The 20,978-nt window shown below is 57.9% G+C and carries 19 protein-coding genes; 6 read left to right on the forward strand and 13 right to left on the reverse strand.

Annotated features, from left to right (window positions below; translation table 11 throughout):
* Window positions 1-167 precede the first annotated feature (167 nt).
* The 10 genes from ISX84_RS19435 to ISX84_RS19480 form a co-directional block, all read right to left on the reverse strand.
* Window positions 168-542 (reverse strand): hypothetical protein, encoded by a 375-nt coding sequence (locus tag ISX84_RS19435; protein WP_195822049.1) that lies wholly within the window; start codon window positions 540-542, stop codon window positions 168-170.
* Entirely contained in the window at window positions 543-929 is a 387-nt protein-coding gene (locus tag ISX84_RS19440; protein WP_195822050.1) for a response regulator, read from the reverse strand.
* Window positions 930-931: 2 nt separating this feature from the next.
* Entirely contained in the window at window positions 932-1,816 is an 885-nt protein-coding gene (locus tag ISX84_RS19445) for a CheR family methyltransferase (protein WP_229884431.1), read from the reverse strand.
* The gene (locus tag ISX84_RS19450; protein ID WP_195822051.1) at window positions 1,813-2,271 is read right to left on the reverse strand and encodes a chemotaxis protein CheW; all 459 of its coding nucleotides are present in this window, start codon (window positions 2,269-2,271) and stop codon (window positions 1,813-1,815) included. The genes ISX84_RS19445 and ISX84_RS19450 overlap by 4 nt, the downstream gene beginning before the upstream one ends.
* Window positions 2,268-4,520: a chemotaxis protein CheA gene (locus ISX84_RS19455; RefSeq protein WP_195822052.1), complete on the reverse strand. Its 2,253-nt coding sequence runs from the start codon at window positions 4,518-4,520 to the stop codon at window positions 2,268-2,270. The genes ISX84_RS19450 and ISX84_RS19455 overlap by 4 nt, the downstream gene beginning before the upstream one ends.
* A gap of 9 nt (window positions 4,521-4,529) precedes the next feature.
* The gene (locus tag ISX84_RS19460) at window positions 4,530-4,895 is read right to left on the reverse strand and encodes a response regulator (RefSeq protein WP_195822053.1); all 366 of its coding nucleotides are present in this window, start codon (window positions 4,893-4,895) and stop codon (window positions 4,530-4,532) included.
* Entirely contained in the window at window positions 4,892-5,167 is a 276-nt protein-coding gene (locus ISX84_RS19465; RefSeq protein ID WP_195822054.1) for an STAS domain-containing protein, read from the reverse strand. Before ISX84_RS19465 ends, ISX84_RS19460 begins: the two co-directional genes overlap by 4 nt.
* Before the next feature lie 219 nt (window positions 5,168-5,386).
* On the reverse strand, window positions 5,387-6,469 hold the full coding sequence (locus ISX84_RS19470; protein WP_195822055.1) for a methyltetrahydrofolate cobalamin methyltransferase: 1,083 nt from the start codon (window positions 6,467-6,469) through the stop codon (window positions 5,387-5,389).
* Between the two features lie 15 nt (window positions 6,470-6,484).
* On the reverse strand, window positions 6,485-7,411 hold the full coding sequence (locus ISX84_RS19475) for a methylenetetrahydrofolate reductase (RefSeq protein WP_195822056.1): 927 nt from the start codon (window positions 7,409-7,411) through the stop codon (window positions 6,485-6,487).
* 48 nt (window positions 7,412-7,459) lie between these two features.
* Window positions 7,460-7,756 carry a virulence factor gene (locus tag ISX84_RS19480; protein ID WP_195822057.1) on the reverse strand — a complete coding sequence of 99 codons (297 nt, stop codon included), beginning with the start codon at window positions 7,754-7,756 and terminating at the stop codon, window positions 7,460-7,462.
* A gap of 287 nt (window positions 7,757-8,043) precedes the next feature.
* On the opposite strand from ISX84_RS19480, the gene ISX84_RS19485 reads away from it, so the two are divergent.
* The 3 genes from ISX84_RS19485 (at window position 8,044) to ISX84_RS19495 (ending at window position 10,544) form a co-directional block, all read left to right on the forward strand.
* On the forward strand, window positions 8,044-9,159 hold the full coding sequence (locus ISX84_RS19485; RefSeq protein WP_195822058.1) for a Ppx/GppA phosphatase family protein: 1,116 nt from the start codon (window positions 8,044-8,046) through the stop codon (window positions 9,157-9,159).
* Window positions 9,159-9,881, forward strand: a complete 723-nt coding sequence (locus ISX84_RS19490; RefSeq protein ID WP_195822059.1) for an RlmE family RNA methyltransferase — start codon at window positions 9,159-9,161, stop codon at window positions 9,879-9,881. The genes ISX84_RS19485 and ISX84_RS19490 overlap by 1 nt, the downstream gene beginning before the upstream one ends.
* Window positions 9,882-9,971: 90 nt before the next feature.
* Entirely contained in the window at window positions 9,972-10,544 is a 573-nt protein-coding gene (locus tag ISX84_RS19495) for a cache domain-containing protein (RefSeq protein ID WP_195822060.1), read from the forward strand.
* 3 nt (window positions 10,545-10,547) lie between these two features.
* On the opposite strand, the gene ISX84_RS19500 is transcribed toward ISX84_RS19495, so the two are convergent.
* Window positions 10,548-10,745 carry a hypothetical protein gene (locus tag ISX84_RS19500; protein ID WP_195822061.1) on the reverse strand — a complete coding sequence of 66 codons (198 nt, stop codon included), beginning with the start codon at window positions 10,743-10,745 and terminating at the stop codon, window positions 10,548-10,550.
* A 270-nt stretch (window positions 10,746-11,015) separates the two neighbouring features.
* On the opposite strand from ISX84_RS19500, the gene ISX84_RS19505 reads away from it, so the two are divergent.
* From ISX84_RS19505 to ISX84_RS19515, 3 genes are all read left to right on the forward strand, one after another.
* Entirely contained in the window at window positions 11,016-14,054 is a 3,039-nt protein-coding gene (locus ISX84_RS19505; RefSeq protein ID WP_195822062.1) for an ABC transporter transmembrane domain-containing protein, read from the forward strand.
* Between the two features lie 209 nt (window positions 14,055-14,263).
* A complete protein-coding gene (locus ISX84_RS19510; protein ID WP_195822063.1) occupies window positions 14,264-15,508 on the forward strand; it encodes an ABC transporter substrate-binding protein in 1,245 nt (414 codons plus the stop codon).
* Window positions 15,509-18,094: a putative bifunctional diguanylate cyclase/phosphodiesterase gene (locus ISX84_RS19515; RefSeq protein ID WP_195822064.1), complete on the forward strand. Its 2,586-nt coding sequence runs from the start codon at window positions 15,509-15,511 to the stop codon at window positions 18,092-18,094.
* 85 nt (window positions 18,095-18,179) lie between these two features.
* On the opposite strand, the gene ISX84_RS19520 is transcribed toward ISX84_RS19515, so the two are convergent.
* Both ISX84_RS19520 and ISX84_RS19525 read right to left on the reverse strand, forming a co-directional pair.
* Complete coding sequence (locus ISX84_RS19520) at window positions 18,180-19,724, reverse strand: alanine/glycine:cation symporter family protein (protein ID WP_195822065.1); 1,545 nt, start codon at window positions 19,722-19,724, stop codon at window positions 18,180-18,182.
* Window positions 19,725-19,736: 12 nt separating this feature from the next.
* A complete protein-coding gene (locus ISX84_RS19525; RefSeq protein ID WP_195822066.1) occupies window positions 19,737-20,174 on the reverse strand; it encodes a universal stress protein in 438 nt (145 codons plus the stop codon).
* Window positions 20,175-20,978 lie beyond the last annotated feature (804 nt).

Below are 20,978 nucleotides of genomic sequence, written 5' to 3' on the forward strand. Positions count from 1 at the left end.
TACATGGCTTGAAAGTTGCCCCTGCATCGCAAATTAAATGATGGCCAAGTCCCATTTAGAGATGGTGGACGAAGCTATCAATCCATCAATCCAACCAGATCCAGAGCAGGCTGGTAAACTCTGACTATGTTGATGAATCGTGGCTCTTATTGAGAATACATAGCTTATCAAAAGAGATCCAAGTCTCCTGTGGAATCCGGTTTTTCACCAAAATGAGTATGATTCTCGCCCTGGAGCAAGGACTGAGTCGCTTTAAGCTTCAATTTGGCACTAACTTCTTGCAAGTCAGCAGCGCTAAAACGAGATGCTTCCTGTCTGCTCATTAACAGCGTCATGAGAGCCAAATCCTCCAACGATTGCCTCAGGAAATCCAGGCCCTGAAGGTCCGTGATCGTACTTGTATCCGATGTCGTTTTTTCACCGACAGTTCGGCTGACGGTATTCTCAAGTTCAAACACTTGACCGGCCAGCCTGTCGAGGTAAGTTGAAAGTCTTTCAATTATCTTGTTAACAGGTTCTTCCGACCCGATATGAAGAGCCATTTACAAGCGACCCACCACAGCTTCTATGCAGTTGCGCAAACCCGCCTGTTCAAAGGGTTTTTTCAAGTAATTATTCATCCCGAGCTTCTTACCGTGATCAATGATTTGCTGCTCAGCGCGCCCCGTGATCAAAATAAACCCCACGCCTTTGGTTTTTGGCGCGGCGCGCAACTGGTGCAGAAGCTGCAATCCATCCATTTGCGGCATATTGTAGTCCGAAATGACCAAATGAACCGGATGCGTGGCCAATGCTTTCAAGGCGTCAACGCCGTTTTCTGCTGTTGAGACATTTCTTACACCGAAAGCGTCCAATGCCTGGGTTATCAAGCCACGGCTTGTAGACATATCATCCACAACCATAATTCTAATTTGGTCCCGCAATGACATGGCTATTTTCCCTTTGACGCTGACGAAGTCTGGTTGGCTGAGTTCATTGGCCGATAAGTTGTTGGCCCATCTGTTTCGAAACCTGAGGCCTGCGGATCTGCAATCCTCTCGGAATGTCCTAGAAACAAGTACCCGTTCGGGTTTAGTATTTGATGAAAGCGAGGCCAAAGACGATTTTGCGTCTCCGTATCAAAGTAGATGACGACGTTCCTACAGAAAATAACATCCATGCTCTGCTTCATTGGCCACTTTGACAAAAGATTCAATTCGTTGAAGCGAACGAGGTTAAGAAGCTTACTGTTCGCGCAAAAAACTGTTTCTTCCTTCTCTCTCTTACGAGAGAAATACTTCTGGAGTAGTTCTTCTGGAATACCTGAGATCAAACGGTCTGGGTAGGTTGCCGCCTTCGCGAATTGAACCACATTGGCATCGATATCCGTCGCCAAAATACGAATGTCCATTTCATCGATGTCTGGAACTGCTTCCAACAACGACATCGCAATAGAAAGAGCTTCTTGGCCATTTGAGCATCCCGCTGACCAAATTCTTACTCGGTCACCACTCCTCAGTCTTGGTAAAAAATCGTTCACCACACACTTTTGAAGTACGTCGAAGTGATGTTTTTCTCTAAAAAAATGAGAGACATTTGTGGTCAGTGCGGAAATCATGTGCCGTCTTTCGTGCCGACCATCTTCTGAACACACAAAGGCGCTGTAATTCTCGAAATTTGGAATGTCCAACGCCCGCAGCCTATGTCGTAACCGCGATTGAATCATCGACATTTTTTCAGCTGCTAATTGCAAACCACTCTCGCTATAGGCAAGTTGAGCAATCGCTTCGAAACTCTTTGCGTCGATGGCAGTATCTACGGATTGTGTCTTCATCATGCCGCATTGCTTTGTACGGACAGCACGATTGAGCTGAGATCCAGAACGCGGATCATCCTCTCATCGATTAGAGTAATTGCACTTACGACGTTCACAGATGTGCTGGCCTGCATCTCCGGCGGAGGTTGCAGATCGTCCGCTGTCAAAGCAACAATGTCAGAAACAGCGTCGACCAATAAACCGGTCATAACATCATCGTGGTTGACAACAATAATAACATTTCTATCGGTGTGTTTTTGTGGCTTCAGTCCCAGTCTTTCGGATAAGTCCATGACTGGTAAAACTGTGCCGCGTAAATTGATTACGCCCTTCATATAACTTGGCGCATGTGGCAAAGGGGTCGTCTTTGTCCAGCCGCGAATTTCGCGCACTGACATAATATCCAGGGAGTATTCCTGTTCTGCCAACTGGAAGGTCAACAACTCGATTGCCGTGGGGGTTTCTTTTTCGCTCATGCCGTCAGTCCTGTGGATGATTGAGTGGCCGCTGTGCCGGCGACGCCGATTGCGTTGGTGATGATGTCCGACGTATCCAAGATCAACGCGATCTGGCCGTCTCCGAGAATTGTTGCTGCAGCGATACCGGGAGCTCGATAAAAACTGTCATCAAGGCCCTTAATAACCACTTGGCGCTGATCTTGAATGCTATCGATAATCAAAGCCGCACGGCTTCCGTCTTCGTGGGCAATCAGCAGAACAACAGAGCCGTCATAATCTTCAACAGGTTCTCTATACCCAAGCTCTTTTCCAAGATCGAACAAGGGCACGAAACCGCTTCGAACGCGTACTACATTCGCGCCCGGCCGAACCATTTCGACATCCTCATTCGTCAGCGTGAGGGTTTCGATTACGACGTTCAGCGGGAGTACCAGAGTTTCTTCAGCTACTTGCACGACCATTCCGTCCAAAACAGCCAAGGTAAGTGGCAAAGAAATAGAGAATGTCGTGCCGACCCCTGGCGTCGACGCAATCGAAATACGACCGCCAAGTGCTTGAATGGAGGTGCGCACCACATCCATTCCGACACCGCGTCCCGAGAGGTCGGAAACGACAGATGCCGTCGAGAACCCCGGCAGAAACAGAAGATTGTCGATTTCAGTATCGGACAGAGATGCGTCTGCCGGAACCAGACCCTTGTCCATAGCAATTTGAAGGACTTTCGGTCTGTTGATCCCACCACCGTCATCCGAAACCTCGATGACCACTCTTCCTGAGCGATGCGCAGCTGTCAGGTTGACTTGCCCCTGTTCAGACTTGCCGGTGGCAATGCGATCTTCGGAGCTTTCGAGCCCGTGATCAACCGCGTTGCGGATCATATGCGTCAACGGATCAGCCAGTCTTTCGATCACGGTCTTATCGACTTCCGTGCTCTCACCTTCCGTATTCAAGCGCACATCTTTCCCGACGGCAGAAGAAGCCTCACGGACAATCCGTGACATGCGCTGAAAGAGAGATTTCACCGGCTGCGCCCGGATCATCATGACGCTGTCCTGAATATCTCGGGTCAGTCGCTGGAATTCCTCTAGCCCATTCATTGCATCCGAATGCGGCGAGAGGCCGGAGCTTTCAAGGCTTTGAGACAGCATTGCCTGATTGATGACAAGTTCGCCAACCAAGTTTACCAGCCGTTCAATGCGGTCCAGATCCACACGCACAACGGACTTGGCGGCGGCGGCTTGAGATGGCGCCTTGGGTGGTGAAGCCTTTGGCTTGGCAGCACCATCAGGTTGTGAGGCCACCTCTGGTTCGGGCTGCACATCTTTGACAGGTTCATCCACCGGGGCAAGCGGTGGAATTTCCGGTGCGGCATCGACATCCTTCGGCTGATCTTCGGCCTCTGCCTCGGCCACTGATTGGTCGGGCACATCAGGTTCCTCGGCATCACCTGAAGCATCGTTTTTCTCGATACTGAGCGTGCACAAACCTTCTACAAACTCAAAAGCCGCCGAAATCTCTGCTTCGTCCACATCGGTCTTCAATTCGATCGTCCAGGACAAGTAGGATTGCTCTGGAACAAGCGTGTCGAAATCGGGCAGCTCATCCAAATGGCAGGTAACGGTGCATTCGCCTAGCTCATCCAGCGTCCGCAGCATGTGAAAGGGTTCATTGCCGGTTTCAAACAGATCATTGTCCGGTTTGAAGCGGATGATGAAACCCGCGTCAGAAGGGGTAGGCAGATCGTCCAACGGGGGAAGGTCCGGCAAATCAGGCCCGCCGTCCTCCTCGTCGCCGAGGTCAAGGTCGAAGGACAGCGCCGCAGGCTGGAAATCGATCTCTTCCTCTTCTACTTCTTCCTCTGCGGCGCCGGTTTCGCCTAGAAGACCGTCAAGAGAGGCCAGAAGTTTTGCCGTTTCATCTTTGGGCAGATCACCGTCGTCCCGGCTGATCCGCACCAGGTCCGAAAGGTGGTCGGCGCATTGGAAGAATATCTTGCGGGCGTCGCTCTCGGGCGACATTCTGCCCGCGCGCACCTCGTCCAGGACCGTTTCGAACCGGTGGGCAAACCGCACGAGCGCTTCCAACCCGAAAGCACCGGCGCCACCTTTGATGGAATGAACCGCACGAAAGACGACGTTGATCGTTTCGGGGTCTTCATCTCCATCATCCAGCGCCTGCAGCCCATCCTGCAGCGCCTCCAGAAGCTCCTCGCACTCGATGAAGAACGAGGCGCGGATTTCTGCCATGGGATCATTGGACTCTGACATCGGACCCCCTTATCCCGCAACCATCTGCAAAGCCTTGATCAGCTTTGAGGGGTCAAATGGTTTCACAATCCACCCGGTAGCCCCGGCGTCACGTGCGCGCGCTTTCAACTCTGGCGCCGCTTCGGTCGTGAGAACCAGAATAGGCGTGGCGCGATGCTTATCCTGACCGCGCACCGCATCGATAAATCCGAACCCGTCCATACGCGGCATGTTGATGTCGGTAATGATCGCGTCGGGCTCGATACCATCCAGAACCTCGATCCCGTGCACGCCATCATCGGCGGTATGCACGTTGAAACCAGCAGGCAGCAGCGCGAGACGTATCATGTCACGCATGGTGCGGCTGTCGTCCACAGCCAGAATTTCCAATGTCATGTGCGTCCCCTTGCGACAGCTTCTGGTGTCAGGCCCATGACCCGCAGTTGATCGATCACGCGGTCGGAGGCATTGATCAGAGAGACCGAGCGACCGGCCTCAACAGCGCTGGTCGCGGCAGACAGGATAACTTGCAGGCAAAGCGCGCCGAGGTGCTTTACCTCCGACAGATCCAGAACGAGTTCCCCGTCGGAGTGTTCTTTCAACGTGGTCGCCAAAGCGGAGGCTGCGGGCAGGTCGAGCCGGGGAGCGAGTTGGACGGGGGCACTCATCGCGCTCTCCTCAAATTGCAAGGTCTTTGCAGGTGCATCGCTCTCTCCACATCGGCTTCATAATCGAGTGCAGCGGTTGTAGAGCGCAGTCCGTTAAGACGGGGTTACCTGCAAAAAAACTTTTGGGGCATAATACCGCCCCCCGGAAGGACGAACATGGAAACAAGAAACCCCGGCGCTTAAGGCCGGGGTTTCAAACATCTTCCGTGGTGGATTGCGTCACGCGCGACGTCGACGTCCACCACTGCGACCGGCCCGTCCGCGCCCTTCCTGCCCAGGCTTCGGGGCTTCTTTGTTGAAGGCAATCCACTCCCCACCGTGCGGATCGTTGTTGGTCAGGAAATTCGCGGCTCGAATCGCTTCCATTTCCTTGCCGGGGCGCGGCTTGGTGGATCCCAGGCCCGTCAGTTGACAGAAGAGCTCCAGATCTATGTCGTCGGGGAAGACGACACCGGCCGCCGCGAGTTCCAGTTTCTTGGCTTCGATCTTGGCCGCAGGCACGGGCAGGGCGACCGGATTCATGATCGCCGATGTCATGCCGGCCCCCATGGCCATGGGGAGAAAGGCGTTGTTGATGCCGTGGCGGTTGGGCAGACCAAAGGAGATATTGGACGCGCCACAGGTGGTGTTCACCCCAAGCTCTTCACGCAGGCGCCGCACGAGCGTAAAGACCTGGTGCCCCGCGGTGGCCATGGCGCCAATGGGCATGACCAGCGGATCGACGACAATATCATGTGCGGGGATGCCGAAATCAGCAGCCCGTTCCACGATTTTCTTGGCCACGGCGAAACGCACATCGGGGTCTTCGGAAATGCCGGTGTCGTCGTTTGAAATCGCCACCACCGGCACATTGTATTTCTTGACCAGCGGCAACACGATTTCCAGCCGCTCTTCCTCGCCTGTCACGGAATTCAGCAGGGGGCGGCCTTCACAGGCTTCAAGACCGGATTCCAGCGCGCCAGGCACCGAGCTGTCGATACAGAGCGGCACGTCAACAATGGCCTGCACCCGCTCCACCAACTCCTTCATCAGCGGCGGTTCGACGAAGTTGTTGTCTGCATAGCGCGTGTCTTCGGCCATCTTGTTGGTGAAGACCGCCCCGGAGTTCACGTCAAGCACGGTCGCGCCCGCGGCGACTTGCGCAATCGCATCCGCCTCAACGGTCGAGAAATCGCCCGCCTCCAACTCCATCGCCAGCTTCTTCCGGCCCGTGGGATTGATCCGTTCACCAATCACGCAGAAGGGCTGATCAAAGCCGATGATCGCGGTCTTGGTTTTGGATTCGACAATGGTACGGGTCATTCAGATGTCCTTGGATCAGGCGTTTGCAGGGGCGGTGGCGGCACCACCATTGGCGGTGGCCCAGGTGGCATTGGTTTTGATGCCGCCCAATGGGAAGAAATGTACGTTGGTGATGTTGAAGTCCGGGTTGGCCGCCTTGTGGGCTGCCAGTTCGGCCACAACATCGGTGGGCTCATAGGGCAGCAGCAGCTTGGTGACGTCCATCGCGCGTTTCTGCAGCACCTTGAGCGAGGGGCCAACACCACAGGCGATGGCGAATTTGATCAGGGTCTGCAGCTTGGCAGGCCCGGCGATGCCGATGTGCACGGGCAGGGTGATGCCATCCGCCGCCAGATCGTCAGCCCATTTGATGATCGGTTTTGCGTCAAAGGCGAATTGCGTGGCCAGCGCCATCTGCGCGTCCGTGCGGGTCTGAAAGTCGTTCTTCCAGTGCAGCGCAGCGGTGACATTGGTCATGGAGCCATCCGCATCAATGTCCCGGTTGCCCTCGGGGTGACCTGCCACGTGCAGCCGCTCAAAACCGGCTTCGTCGAAAAGCCCGGTCTCCATCAACTGCATGGAGCTGTCAAAGTCGCCGTGTGGCGCGGCAACACCGCCTGCCAGCAGCAACGCCTGTTTGACATCCGCCTCACCCTGATAGCGCGCGATCCAATCGGCCAGCGTCGCCTTGTCCTTGATGATCCGCGCGGGGAAATGCGGCATCACCGGGTAGCCGTCCGCGTTCAGACGCTTGGCCGTGGCGATCATGTCTTCGATGGGCGTGCCTTCGATATGAGCGATATAGACGCGCGTGCCCTCAGGCAGCAGATCGCGGAAATTCTCCACCTTCTCGGCGGTACGCGGCATCACCTCGATGGAATAATCCTGCAGGAATGCCTCAACCTCCGGGCTGGCGGGGGTCTGCGGGGCCGTGTCTTTCTTCTTGAAGTTCAGCAGAGCCATCAGGCGATCCTTTCGGAAAAGAAGGGGGTCGAAAAATCGGGGCAGGGGTCAGGCCCAGCCATCATTGTTGATCAGCGCCTTGATCCGGTCGCGGTCGTATTCCGCATCCAGACGGGCAGCTTCGGCGTCGGCGACGGCATCGGGGTCACCCTCAACAGGGAAGGGGGCGGCCTTGCGCCATTCTGCCAGATAAGCATCGGTATCCTCGGCGCCAACCTTCATGGCCGCCCGGTCAATCGCCTGCTCAAACCGCTCCGGCAGCTGCCGCTTGGAGCCACGACGGCCTTTGCCCACGATCACCTGGGCCGGAATATCGCGCCAATAAACAATCGTGACGTCAGGCATGGCTGATTCCCCCTCACTCTCTTCCCGCCTGTCTATCGGCAGAAAAGCCGATTTCGAGGCCGATTTTCGACAGAACAACATCTGTCCGCGACGCGTAAGGTCTATCGCAAAGGCGCCCGTTTCGCGAGAGGCGGCAGCCGCCATAATCCTCATGAAGACTGTGAGGTCCGCTGTATATACTGTGGGCCCCGCGAAAACAGCGCCCTGGCCAGCGGCGCATACGGACGCTTGCGCCAGCGGTCGGTAGCGACTACTCTTGTCCCAACTCGAAATGAAAGGCGCGAAAGATGGCGCCACAGCGTCCCAAAGGTGCGGGCGCGCTCAAAAAAAAGACGGCTCTGAGCCCCGCGCCAGTTCCGCCCCGATCCGGTGAGCTTTATGCCGCCCTCGATCTGGGCACCAACAGCTGCCGCATGTTGATCGCCCAACCTCAGGGCAATGGTTTCCATGTGGTCGACAGCTTCTCGAAATCCGTGCAACTAGGCGCGGGGCTCGAGAAAACCGGGCGGTTGTCGCGCGGATCCATGACGCGCACCGTTCAGGCATTGCGGATTTGCCAGCAGAAGCTGCGCCGCAACAAAGTGCGCCGCATGCGGCTGGTGGCAACAGAAGCCTGCAGGCGCGCCCTGAACGCCGATGACTTCATCCGCCGCGTGCACCGTGAAACCGGTCTGAAGCTCGACATTATCAAGCCACAGGAAGAGGCGCAGCTGGCGGTGATTTCCTGCGCGCCGCTGGTCAGCCGCAACACCGAAAACCTGCTGGTGGTCGATATCGGGGGCGGCTCCACGGAACTGGTGTGGATCGATCTGACGGAAGTGCCGCGCAGGGACCGGCCCCAGGCCATCATGCGGCTGCACAGCGGGTTCCAGCAGGCGGTCTCCGACCTGCCCGCGGCGCGGGTGGTCGACTGGATTTCCGTGCCTCTGGGCGTGGCTACCTTGCGCGACCAGTTCAACGACGTCGAAGACGACGCGGCCCGCTTTGCCTTGATGAGCTGGTTCTTTGAGGAGAACCTCGCTGATTTCACGCCTTATCACGACACCCAGCCCACAGAGAAGTTCCAGATCGTCGGCACCTCGGGCACGGTCACGACCGTTGCGGCCAGTCACTTGGGGCTCAAGCGCTATGATCGTACCAAGGTGGACGGCCTGCACATGACCACGGAGCAGATCGACCGGGTGATCCGCTCCTATCTGGCGCTGGGGCCTGCAGGGCGACGGGCCGATCCGCGCATCGGGCAGGACCGGCAGGCGCTGATCATGTCGGGCTCGGCCATCCTGCAGGCGCTGATGCGCTGTTGGCCGACGGACAGGCTCTCGGTAGCGGATCGCGGTTTGCGCGAGGGTTTACTCTATGCACAAATGAGCGCAGACGGCGTGTTGGAAGACGGAGAATTCTGATGGCCAAGACCCCAAGCGGCAAGAACACCTCGGGACGCGGGCAACGCGAGCTCAAGGTGAAGGTGAAATCCGCCCGTGGCCGCAAGCTCAGCTCCACCCGCTGGCTGCAGCGCCAGTTGAACGATCCGTACGTCAAACGCGCCAAAGCCGAAGGCTACCGGGGCAGGGCGGCCTTCAAGATCATGGAGTTGGATGACAAGTACCGCTTCCTCGTGCCGGGCGCGCGGGTGGTCGATCTGGGGGCGGCACCGGGCGGCTGGTGTCAGGTCGCCGTCAAACGTGTGAACGCATTGGGCGAGAAATCCGGCAAGGCGGTCGGCACGATCCTCGGGATCGACCTGCAGGAGATGGAACCGATTGCCGGGTGCGACCTCTACCAGCTCGACTTCATGGAGGATGACGCCGATCTCAAGGTCAAGGAATGGCTGGGGGGCAAGGCCGATGTGGTGATGTCCGACATGGCCGCCAGCAGTTCCGGTCACAAGCAGACCGATCACCTGCGCATCATCGCGCTCTGCGAAGCTGCGGCCTATTTTGCCTTCGACGTGCTGGATGAAGGCGGCACCTTTGTGGCCAAGGTGCTGGCCGGTGGGGCGGAGGGTGAGTTGCAAAAGCTGCTCAAGCAGCGATTCTCCAAGGTTGCGAACATAAAGCCACCGGCCTCGCGCGCGGACAGTTCCGAAAAATTCGTTGTGGCGACTGGGTTTCGGGCCGAAGCCTAAAAGCTTTACCGATCCTTAGAGGAGTTCTGGATAGCTTGGGATCAGCACAAGCGCCCTTTGGCGCATCGACCCCAACAAAGGACCTCTCCGATGATCCGTACTCTTGCCTTGTCCATTCCCGTGATCGTGGTCGCCAGCATCGCTGGTGCCGTGGATGCGCCACCTGCCATGAAATCCTTTGTTGAAACAGATGTGATGACCTGGGCGCAATCCGAACAGGTGATCACTGCCATCACGGCGCAAAACGCGCAAACCGCCGGGTCGAGCGCGGCGCAGATCGAGGCCTGGGATACGCAGTGGCGTGCCGAGGTGGGTCAGGACGCCCAGCCTCTGATCAGCGACGTCATGGGGCGCCCGCTGTCCGCCTTCCTGGCCGAACAGGTGGCGGCGTCGGGCGGTCGGATTACCGAGATTTTCGTGATGGACGCCCTGGGGCTGAACGTGGCGGCCAGCGATGTCACTTCCGACTACTGGCAGGGAGATGAGGACAAATATTCCAAAACCTACGGAGCCGGGGCCGGTGCGGTCTTTGTCGACGAGGTGGAATTCGATGAAAGCTCCCAAACCTACCAGGGGCAGGTCTCCATGGCGCTGACGGATCCGGCGACGGGCGAGGTGATCGGCGCGATGACCGTCGGCCTGAACGCCGAGGCCTTCTTTTAACGCCTAGTGCAGGGGCGTTTCCATACGCGCCTGCAAGGATCGCGCAGCCGCGCGTTGTAGCTGAACGGCTTCATTTGCGCTGAGGCGTCGCACGGTGTGGCCCTGAACGCGGGCCACTGTCGCCTCCGCCTGGTTTCTTTGACGGATCAGCTCAAAGAGCCGCGCATGGCGCTTGTCCGTCTTTTCCTGCAAATCTGACATATGACGACCCTGGTTTGCCTTCTGTCCGGATATCTGATCACCGAACTCGGGCACGGGTGGGGCAGAAGTGGGGAGATTCGCGGACATCAAAGGGAGATGTTTCGCGAATTCTTAGGCCCTGGGCCCGAACCGGCCTGTTTTCTCAACCACAGCGTGCGGCAGGTCCGCAATCTGCCCCGATGCCCTACGAAGTCGGTTCGCGAATTGGAATTCCTGCGCTAAAGTGTTGGTATTCAATAAGACGCGGTACGGCAGATACCGACGTCGCGCATGGGGGTGCGAACCATCGAAAGGACTCTCTTTCAATTCATTTGGAAGTACTCGAAGCGTGACCAACTGAAACTTCTGTTGTTCACCAGTACGTTATTCCCGTTCCTCTATTTGACGCTGGAATTGCCCAAACGGATCATCAATGACGCCATTGGCGCGCAGTCCTCTGCGATCCCTGTGGCGGGTATTGAATTCACCCAACTGGGGTTCCTGGCACTGCTTTGCGCGGCATTCCTGCTGTCCGTGCTGCTGCACGGCCTGTTGAAAATGCGGATCAACACCATGAAGGGCATCCTCTCCGAACGGATGCTGCGCCGCCTGCGCTACAGCCTGATTTCCCGCATGCTGCGCTTTCCCAAGGCCTATTTCCGCCGCACGTCGCAGGGGGAGCTGGTGGCCATGATCACCGGCGAGACCGAACCCATGGGCGGCATGATGGGTGATGCCCTGACCCAGCCGGTGCTGCAGGCCGGGCAGATGATCACCATCCTTGTGTTTCTCTTCCTGCAAAGTGTCTGGTTTGGACTGGCCGCCGTCGCCCTGATCCCGCTGCAGGCCTGGCTGATCCCGAAACTGCAGCGTCGGATCAACCTGATGAACAAAGAGCGGATCAAGGAAGTGCGCCAGCTGGCCGCCATGATCGGTGAAAGCGCTGCGGGTGCGGGGGAGCTGCGCGTCCACGGCGGCTGGCGCCACCGGCTGTCGGCGATCAGCCACCGCCTGGGCGTCGTCTTCAACATCCGGTTTCAGATCTATCAGAAGAAATTCTTCATGAAGTTCATCAACAACTTCATCACGCAGCTGACACCCTTCTTTTTCTTCTCGGTGGGCGGCTATCTGGTCATTCAGGGCGCGGTGTCGCTGGGCGCTCTCGTTGCGGCACTGGCCGCCTACAAGGACCTCAGTTCGCCTTGGAAAGAGTTGCTGACCTTCTACAATCAGGCGCAGGACATGAGCCTGCGCTGGGAAACGGTCACCGAAAAATTCTCGCCCTCCGGCGTGATTGATGAAGCGCTGATGACTGGCAGGCCGGACAAGCTGCCCCACCTCGACGGCATCATCGACATGCAGGATGTCACGGTCGTGGATGCCGCCGGCAATGCCGTGCTGGAGAACATCACCGCCCGATTTGCACCGGGATCGATGGTGGCCATCACCGCACCCAGTGTCGAAGACCGGCAGGCGATGTCGGATCTTTTAACGCGCGAGGTCATGCCAGCCAGCGGGACGATCAGCATCGGCGACACAGCGCTCAAGAGCCTGCACCAATCCGTCATTGCCGCCCGGATCGGCCATGCCAGTGCGCGCCCGGTGCTCTTTCGCGGATCGCTGGAAGACAACGTGATGATGTCCCTAAGGTCGCGTCCGACCGGCACAGTGTCTCAAGACGCAGAGCTCAGGGCGCAGGAAGCCGCCGCCGCCGGAAACAGCAGTGATCCGCTGGATGCCGAATGGCTGAACCCGGATCTCGCGGGACTGGCGCAGGCAGGGGAATTGCGGGGCTGGTGGCAGTCTTTGCTGGAAGCGATGGGATCGGGAGAGACGCTCTATCTGCGCGCGCTGGATCAAAAGCTCGACAGCGATGAAAAGATTGATCTGGTAGCCGGATTGGTGGACGTGCGGCCAAGGGTCTGGGAGGCGGTTGTCGCCGCAGGCCTGGACCGGCATGTGTACCGCTTTGACCCCGAGCAGTACAATCCGGCGCTGCCCGTCACCAGCAACCTCTTCTTTGCCACCACACGTCGCGCGCTCAGCCAGCAGGAGCTGGCCGCGCAGACCGATCTTTTTGACCTGTTGCGCAAACTCGGCCTCGAGGAGGGACTGCTCGATCTATCCCGGGATGTCATCGATCTTTTGAACCAGATTTTCGGCACCGATGGCACGGAACATCCGCTGTTCCGCAAATTGGGTCTGGACCCGGAGCTGTTCGAGCGTTCCGTGCAGCTGCTGAGAACGCGCGGGCAGGCGGGCACGCAGACCTTGAGCGATGCCGACAAGGTTTTGTTGATGACGGTACCCGCACAGATTTCAGCCGAGCAGATTGGCCCGGCCTTTTCCGACGCGATGCAGGACCGCATTCTGGAACTGCGCAAAGCCAACGGTCTGAAGGTGCAGGATGAATTACGGGCGCTTTACGTGCCCCTGCGCCCCGACCGGATCGCGCCGGGGCTCACGGTGCTGGAAAACGCGCTTTACGGCAAAATCTCCGACACCGCGGGGGGGCGTGCGGATGAGTTGCGCAAGATCGTTTCGGAGGTGCTGGACGCGGCAGGGCTCCGCGCCAGCGTGACCGAGCTGATTTACGACCTGCCCCTGGCCCTTGGCGGCGCTGACCTTCCGGCAGCCTTCGTCGAACCGCTTGCCATCAGCAGGGCAGCGGTGAAGCGACCGGATATTCTCATTCTGGACAACGTCTTACGGGGAACAGAGGCGCTGGGACGGACCGCGATGGCACGAAATCTGCGCCGGCTCCTGCCCAAGACAACCCTCATCCATCTTGGCGAGGCTTTCGAGGATGTGGATGACTTTGATGATCACATCGAAATCCGCCAGGGGCGCATGGTGTCTGAAAAACAGACCGGAAAAACGGCGGACGACGGCGCTGCAAGCGCGGACCTGCTGCGCAAGCTGCGGGCGCTGGAAACGACGCCGATGTTCTCTGCCTTGAACCGAAAGCAACTCAGGTTGCTGGCCTTCGGCGCACGCTGGTTTTCCGCCTCGCAGGGCGACGTCATTTTCCACAAGAACGATATGCCAACCGACGGCGCCTATATGATCCTGTCCGGCGAAGCGCAGCTCTTTCATCCCGAGGAGGAGCGCGGCGAGACCCAGGTGGCGCTGGTGGGTCCAGGGTCATTGGTCGGGGAGCTTGGCGTGATCCGCAACGAGCCGCGCGCGTTGACCATGCGCGCCAAGACAGAGGTTGAAGCGCTGAGGCTTGGGGCGGAGGAATTTCTCGCCGTTGTCCAAAACGATGCAGCCACGTCCTTCAGGCTGCTTCAGGTGGTTGCGGGATACGCCTCGCAACCTTCAAAATGATCTGCCCAAACGGGGCCACGCGGACGCGCGGGATGAAACGCCATCCGCCGAAGCGTCGGCTCCCTCTGATCATTGCAAAATTGAACTAAAACTCAGGGAAGTTTTACATCACATGCGGCCCCCATTTCCGAACCGTTAACGAAATCCAATGGGCTGCAAGATTAAGATCGCCTGCGCGGGTATGGGCCCGACACTGCCAGGAGGTCTTCATGAAAAAAAGCCCGTTGAAAACTCTGTTGTGCGTGCTCGTGCTTGGGTTCGCGTCCTCCGCCTCGGCAGAACGGCTGACCCTCTACATTGACGCTGACTTTTCGATCTCGAAGCGGGCGGCGGAGGCCATTGAACTGGGCGTCCATACCGCACTGGCGGAGGTTGACCATCAGGTGGCGGGCATTTTGCTTGACGTCGTCCGCAAAGACCACCGCGCCAATTCGAAACGCACCCTGGGCAACCTGCGCGCCTTCCAGAACGACCCTCAGGCGATTGCGATTGTGGGTGGCTCGCTCTCGCCGCCTTATCTGACGAACAGAGAATACATCAACGAGAACGGCATTCTGCTGCTCTTGCCCTGGTCCGCTGCCGGGCCGATCACCCGCGCCGACGAGGGTGATGAGAACTGGATTTTTCGGCTGTCCGTTGACGACACCAAGGCGGGACCGTTCCTGGTGAGCCGTGCCGTGAACAATGCGCATTGCAGCCGCACAGCGCTCTTGCTGATCGATACCGGATGGGGCCGCGCCAACAGCAGCACCATGCAAGAGGCTTTCAATGACGCGGAACAGGATGCGCCGCCGGTCTTCATGTTTTCCGCAGGCCTTGGCACGGCCAGCGCACGGTCAATTGCACAATCGATTGCGACCGTCCGTCCGGACTGCGTAATCATGCTTGCCAGCGCCAGCAGCGGTGCCTTGCTGGTGAATGAACTGCACAACGTCCTGCCCGGGCTAAAAATTATCAGTCACTGGGGCATCCTTGCCGGTGCGTTCGAGACCCAGGTCTCGCCCGACGCACGCATGGGCCTTCGCATTGAGGTTCTGCAAACCTGTGGGCTGGAAGTCGAGAAAAGCGGCGGCGCCGTCCTGGCGCGCGCGCTGGAGGGCGCGAGCCTGCTGGGCAGGCAGTTCAGCAGTTTGTCAGAGGTCCCGTCCTCTACCGGTTTTGTGCACGGCTATGATTTGACAAAGCTGTTCCTCGCCGCGCTGGAGCAGGCGGTGGGTAGCGCTGCGTGGGCAGATGCCCCGATTGAGGCGCGCCGCGACATGGTCCGGCTGGCGCTGGAGAATCTGCCCGCGCCGATTGAGGGGATTCTCAAATCCTATGAAAGACCGTTTCGTCCGTATTCCATGACGGATCGCGACGCGCATGAAGCCCTGGGCGCGCCCGATTTATGCATGGCCACTTTTGCGGAGACAGGTCGCCTGACGCTTGCAGATCCGGCGCATCTGGACCACTGAATGCGAAACATCGGCTCCATAAACAGGGTTTTCTGGCTGTTGATCGGGTGCAGTTTTGCCCTGGCTCTGGCCACTTCGGCGGCGGCCGTCTGGATCACATCGAAACCATTTCTGGTGGAAACACAGCGACAGGCCGTTTTGAGCCAGGCGCAGCGGGTCGCGGCCCGCGTCGACGCAATTCTTGATCCCAGCGAATCCCTGACCGGTTTTCTGAGCTCGGAGCCGACACTTGTGTCCTACATTGTAGGCTACGTCATGAGCGACGATGGATTTGTCGACCGCATCGAAAACACCACTCTTCCGGACGACATATCGGAATTCCTGATCTTTGACTTTTCCGGCACGCCGTTGAGCTTTCACGTCGTGGGCCAGCATAGCCAATCCCTGGACACGATGCAGGCGGCGCGCAGTCTCAGCCTTGAGGTGCTGACGACAAACGAGATGATGACCAGAGTGGTCCAGTCGCATGTGGGCAAGATACCGGACGAGCAGACCATCCTGATCGCCGCGCCCATCCTGCATCGCGGATTTGCAGAAGGCGTTCTGGTGACCGTGGTAGATGTGCCGCTCAAAAATACACCCAAGGCGGACGGTATGGTCACCCTGGGCAAACGAATTGTCCAGTCTCCGGATGTGGCCCACCTGAATACGGGTGATGACAACGCCATTTTGGTCCCCATCGGATCAACCGGGCTGTCGTTGTTGTTCACATCCGAAAGCAATCTCTTCAAAGCCATCGGGCAGGAAATGGTTACCAAAGCCATCCTTGCGGTATCCGCCGCATTGCTGCTGCCCTTTGGTGTTTTTGGCTGGCTTGGCAAGCAAACCATCCTGCGGCCGCATGCCGAGGTCCAGCGTTCCCGGAACAAGCTGCGCGAGCAGCAAAAGGAACTGAGCGAACTCGCCGCGATTGCCCGCAAGGCCGAGGAGGCGATCCTGATCACCGACCTCGACACCAACATCGTGTGGCACAACCCGGCGTTCGAGCGGATCTCAGGCTATACCGCCGGCCAGATCAAGGGACAGACGCCCAGCACGTTGCTGCAAGGCGCAAACACCGATCCCAAGGCCCGCGCCAAAATCCGGGCCGCCCTGATTTCCCATACGCCGGTCACTGTCGAACTGATCAACTATCGCAATGTGACAGAGGAATACTGGGTCCGGTTGAGCATCTCGACGCTGTTCGACGACCTGGGCAAACCCTATGGCTACATGGCTATTTCAAGCGATATCTCCGACCGCAAACGGGACGAGGCAAATCTTTTGGCCACGACTTCGGCCATGGAATGGCAGGCACTGCACGACGAGCTGACAGGCCTGCCAAACCGCAGGTGTTTCAATGTAACCTTCGAGGAACACTGTCGGGCCGAGGAACAAACATCGGCACTGGCCATCATCAGGATCGACCTTGATCACTTCAAGAACGTCAACGACACCATGGGGCACGAGGCCGGAGACCTGGTTCTGTGCGAAGTCGCGCGCATATTGCGTGATGTGACCGCCGGTAAAAATGTTCCGGTGCGCATCGGGGGCGATGAATTCATCGTGCTGCTGGTCGATGACGGCAGTCTGCAGGTCGCGCAGGATCTGGCGGAGACCATCCTGCATAAGGTCTCCCAGCCCATCGAGTATGAAGGCAAGATCATCCGCGTGGGCGCCAGCTTTGGCATCGCGTCTTCCGAATGCATGTTGGTCGAGAGACGCGAGCTTGTCCGCGCGGCTGACGCAGCGCTGTATCTCGCAAAAGAACGCGGTCGGAATCAGGTGGTCGCCTATGGCACAGACGAGCACCGCAAGGTCATCGGTGTCCGCGACACCGCTGAACAAATCCGGTGCGGAATCGAGCGCGGGGAGTTTGAACCCTTCTACCAGCCACAGGTTGATGCGCAAAGCCGTGAGATTGTTGGCGTCGAAGTGCTGGCACGCTGGGTGCATCCTGATCGGGGTGTCTTACTGCCCAGCAGTTTCCTGCGCGTGGCCGATCAGCTGTCGATGCTGGGCACGCTGGACAAGATGATCATGGAAAAGGCGCTCCAGGATGTCTCGACCCTGGAAGAAAGAGGGGTACACCTGCCCAAGATTTCTTTCAACGTGACGGCGAGCCGCTTGTCGGACCCTGATTTACTGGTGGCAATCGACAAGCGGGAATTCCGCAAGACGGCAGTCTCCTTCGAAATACTCGAATCCGTTTTCCTCGATGATCAGCCGGAGTTCCTCGACTTCACCCTAGATCTACTGCGCGAGAAGGGGTTGTCGATCGAAATCGATGACTTTGGATCCGGGCATGCATCGATGATCAGTCTGATGCGGGTGCGTCCGGACGTGCTCAAGATTGATCAGCGTCTTGTCATGGGGGCGCCGGATTCGCGCGTGTGCCAGAACATGGTGCGGTCGATCATTGGGATCGCCGAGTCACTGGAAATCAAGGTGACAGCAGAGGGCGTCGAGACGCGCCAACATGCGGATATGATGCAACGCATGGGCTGCACGATTCTGCAGGGATTTCACTTCTCCGAAGCCTTGCCGTTTGACGACCTGCATTCGTTTTTGACAACCCATCAGGGCGGTCTGCGCAATACCGGTTAGACTGAGATCATCTGCGGATAGAAGCGCGCATTGCCCTCCGGGCAACGGGTGCCCAAGGCGGCATGCACCGCCTTGGGAATTGGTTTCAGTGCGCAAATTTCTTGATCTCACCGGACCGGAGACGTTCCGAGTAAGACCGCAGCTCCTCACGGACAATCGACATCAGGAAATAGAGCGCGGTGATATTCACCACGGCCATCGCAAAGATCGCGGCATCGGAGAAGTCGATCACCGGCCCAAGGCTGGCAGCCGCGCCGATGACGATGAAGACGCAGAAGATGATCTTGAAGATCAGCTCCGAGGTCTTGCCTTCTCCAAAGAGATACGTCCAGCTCTTCAGCCCGTAGTACGACCAGGAAATCATGGTCGAGAACGCGAACAGCACCACGGCAATCGCCAGCACATAGGGGAACCAGCTGATCGAAGCGCCAAAGGCCGCGGATGTCAGGGACACGCCAGAGTTCCCGTCAACAGTCGCAATTGCGGAGCCGTCAAGCATGTAGAGCCCGGTATCCGGATCAATAAGCAACTGGCCGGAGATGGTGATCACCAAGGCGGTCATGGTGCAGATCACCACGGTATCGATCAGGGGTTCCAGCAGAGAGACAAAGCCTTCCGTGATGGGCTCCTTCGTCCGTACCGCCGAGTGTGCAATCGCGGCAGACCCGACACCGGCCTCGTTCGAAAACGCCGCCCGCTTGAAGCCCTGGATCAGCGCGCCGACAAAACCACCCGCAACGCCCAGCCCGGTAAAGGCCCCGGCAAAAATCTGTCCGAACGCCCAGCCAATCTGGTCGTAGTTGACCAGAAGAATGACCAGAGCCGCACCGACGTAGAGGATCCCCATGAACGGCACGACCTTTTCGGTGACATTCGCGATAGACTTAATGCCACCGACGATCACCGCAAAGACGACGCCCGCGAACACCAGCCCGGTGATCCAGCCCGGATAGTCCCCAACGATACCGGCAATCTGCGCATGGGCCTGGTTGGCCTGGAACATATTGCCACCGCCAAGCGCCCCAAGGATACAAAAGACCGAAAACAGGATCGCCAAGGCGCCACCGCCGGGCAAACCACGTTCCTTGAAACCTTTGGAGATGTAGTACATCGGACCACCCGAGACGGTACCGTCCGGATATTCATTGCGGTATTTCACACCCAACGTACATTCCGTGAACTTCGAGGCCATGCCGAGCAGGCCTGCGAGGATCATCCAGAACGTCGCACCAGGGCCGCCAATGCCGACGGCGACCGCGACGCCCGCGATGTTGCCCAGACCAACCGTTCCGGAAAGGGCAGTCGCGAGGGCCTGAAAGTGACTGACCTCACCGGCATCATCCGGATCGGAGTAATCCCCTTTGACCAGCGACACGGCGTGGCTGAAGTAGCGCAGCTGCACGAAGGAAAAATAGATGGTGAAGACCGACGCCGCGACCACCAGCCACAAGACGATCCAGGGAAAGCTGGTGCCGGGCAGGGGGGCAAAGATCAGGTTCACGAAGGGGCCGGTGAATTGCGCAAAGATGGTATTCACCCGCTCGTCCAGCGACATCGCGTCCTGCGCGTGTGCGGGCAGAGCGGCGGCAATTGCCGGTGCTGCCAACAGGGCTTTGTTCAAGATTTTCATGGTAATATCCCCTTATCCAATGACCGTGACCGGCACGGTTGCGCTCATCACGAGGTTCGCGGTCGAGCTGCCGAAAATGCGTTTTGTGATACCGCCTTCGGAAGAGCGACACACGATGATCTGGTGGCCGCCTTCCTTTTCACAGATCGTGTTGAGCGTATGGGCCACATCGCCATGGCGCACGATCCCGGAGGCGGTCATGCCGTTTTTCTTCAGGCCTTCGACGGCCGGATCGACCACGCGCGACATCGCGGTGGATATCTCTTCTTCCCGCCGCTTGTGACGCTGGGCGTTTTCTTCTGCGGTCTGGAACGAGTAGGGCGACCACTCGATCACATATGCGACCAGAAGTTCGCAATCTCCGATCCGTTTCGCCAGATCCGTGGCATAGCTGAGAGCGCGGTCGCCAGACCCCTCCCCATCCAGGCCAATCACCAGTTTGGTTGTCATTGTCTGTCCCTTTTCCCTGTTGGTCGTCTTCTTATTCCGACCATGTTCAACGCATGCGTGTGCTTCGGCAAATGATTAATTCATTCTGCACGCCAAGAGGCACTACATATCGCTCCGCCATATTAGGTAAATTTTGCGGTGATTGGACCTTCATTGGATCAAATTAAAGGAAAAATAGTCTGAATGCAGAGCTATTGAAGGAAGTATGACCATAGGCAAAGGTCACCCAACAGGCGGAATCTGGCTTCCCTTCGCACCACTGATCCTCTTTTGTTCGCGCGTTTTCTGGACACGAGTGAAGTAAATGACGGTTATTGAGGCGATCCGTGATCCAGGAAGTTCTTCCTGGAGATTGCACATCAACCTGTTGGCTGCATCATTGAAAGAGAGTGATCGTCGACCATCTCAGCGCGGCACATCGCAGGGTAAGTCGGTGTCACGACAGCAGAAAAAAAAACACGCGCCTCAATAAAGCGAAGGCATAGGGCCATGTCGTTGACCGACCGTTTTCCCAGTTCTCGATAGCAACCAATACTACCAAGAGCAAACCCTGTCCCAGCTCTCTGTTGCCGCTGATCAGATTGCTGCCTCATCAAGCGCACGGGCGCTAGTAAGCGCGGGCATAGCCGTTCTGACCTATCCCGACGCTGTGCCACTTGCTTGGAGCGTGGCTCCAGTGTCTTAGCCCCGTAGAACTGTGCCACTATTTTGGTGTCACAGGAGGGATGATGGATGGCGCGGAAGCGGTATTCGGATGAAGATGCGTTGAAGCTTTTGCGTGAGATTGACGTGCATTTGCACGAT

This window comes from Roseobacter sp. MH60115, from assembly GCF_015644665.1.
Lineage (GTDB): Bacteria > Pseudomonadota > Alphaproteobacteria > Rhodobacterales > Rhodobacteraceae > Roseobacter.

Coding starts and splice junctions, on each gene's coding strand:
- ISX84_RS19435 (WP_195822049.1), bottom strand. CDS start 542: ATGGCTCTTCATATCGGGTCGGAAGAACCTGTTAACAAGATAATTGAA.
- ISX84_RS19440 (WP_195822050.1), bottom strand. CDS start 929: ATGTCATTGCGGGACCAAATTAGAATTATGGTTGTGGATGATATGTCT.
- ISX84_RS19445 (WP_229884431.1), bottom strand. CDS start 1,816: ATGATGAAGACACAATCCGTAGATACTGCCATCGACGCAAAGAGTTTC.
- ISX84_RS19450 (WP_195822051.1), bottom strand. CDS start 2,271: ATGAGCGAAAAAGAAACCCCCACGGCAATCGAGTTGTTGACCTTCCAG.
- ISX84_RS19455 (WP_195822052.1), bottom strand. CDS start 4,520: ATGTCAGAGTCCAATGATCCCATGGCAGAAATCCGCGCCTCGTTCTTC.
- ISX84_RS19460 (WP_195822053.1), bottom strand. CDS start 4,895: ATGACATTGGAAATTCTGGCTGTGGACGACAGCCGCACCATGCGTGAC.
- ISX84_RS19465 (WP_195822054.1), bottom strand. CDS start 5,167: ATGAGTGCCCCCGTCCAACTCGCTCCCCGGCTCGACCTGCCCGCAGCC.
- ISX84_RS19470 (WP_195822055.1), bottom strand. CDS start 6,469: ATGACCCGTACCATTGTCGAATCCAAAACCAAGACCGCGATCATCGGC.
- ISX84_RS19475 (WP_195822056.1), bottom strand. CDS start 7,411: ATGGCTCTGCTGAACTTCAAGAAGAAAGACACGGCCCCGCAGACCCCC.
- ISX84_RS19480 (WP_195822057.1), bottom strand. CDS start 7,756: ATGCCTGACGTCACGATTGTTTATTGGCGCGATATTCCGGCCCAGGTG.
- ISX84_RS19485 (WP_195822058.1), top strand. CDS start 8,044: ATGGCGCCACAGCGTCCCAAAGGTGCGGGCGCGCTCAAAAAAAAGACG.
- ISX84_RS19490 (WP_195822059.1), top strand. CDS start 9,159: ATGGCCAAGACCCCAAGCGGCAAGAACACCTCGGGACGCGGGCAACGC.
- ISX84_RS19495 (WP_195822060.1), top strand. CDS start 9,972: ATGATCCGTACTCTTGCCTTGTCCATTCCCGTGATCGTGGTCGCCAGC.
- ISX84_RS19500 (WP_195822061.1), bottom strand. CDS start 10,745: ATGTCAGATTTGCAGGAAAAGACGGACAAGCGCCATGCGCGGCTCTTT.
- ISX84_RS19505 (WP_195822062.1), top strand. CDS start 11,016: ATGGGGGTGCGAACCATCGAAAGGACTCTCTTTCAATTCATTTGGAAG.
- ISX84_RS19510 (WP_195822063.1), top strand. CDS start 14,264: ATGAAAAAAAGCCCGTTGAAAACTCTGTTGTGCGTGCTCGTGCTTGGG.
- ISX84_RS19515 (WP_195822064.1), top strand. CDS start 15,509: ATGCGAAACATCGGCTCCATAAACAGGGTTTTCTGGCTGTTGATCGGG.
- ISX84_RS19520 (WP_195822065.1), bottom strand. CDS start 19,724: ATGAAAATCTTGAACAAAGCCCTGTTGGCAGCACCGGCAATTGCCGCC.
- ISX84_RS19525 (WP_195822066.1), bottom strand. CDS start 20,174: ATGACAACCAAACTGGTGATTGGCCTGGATGGGGAGGGGTCTGGCGAC.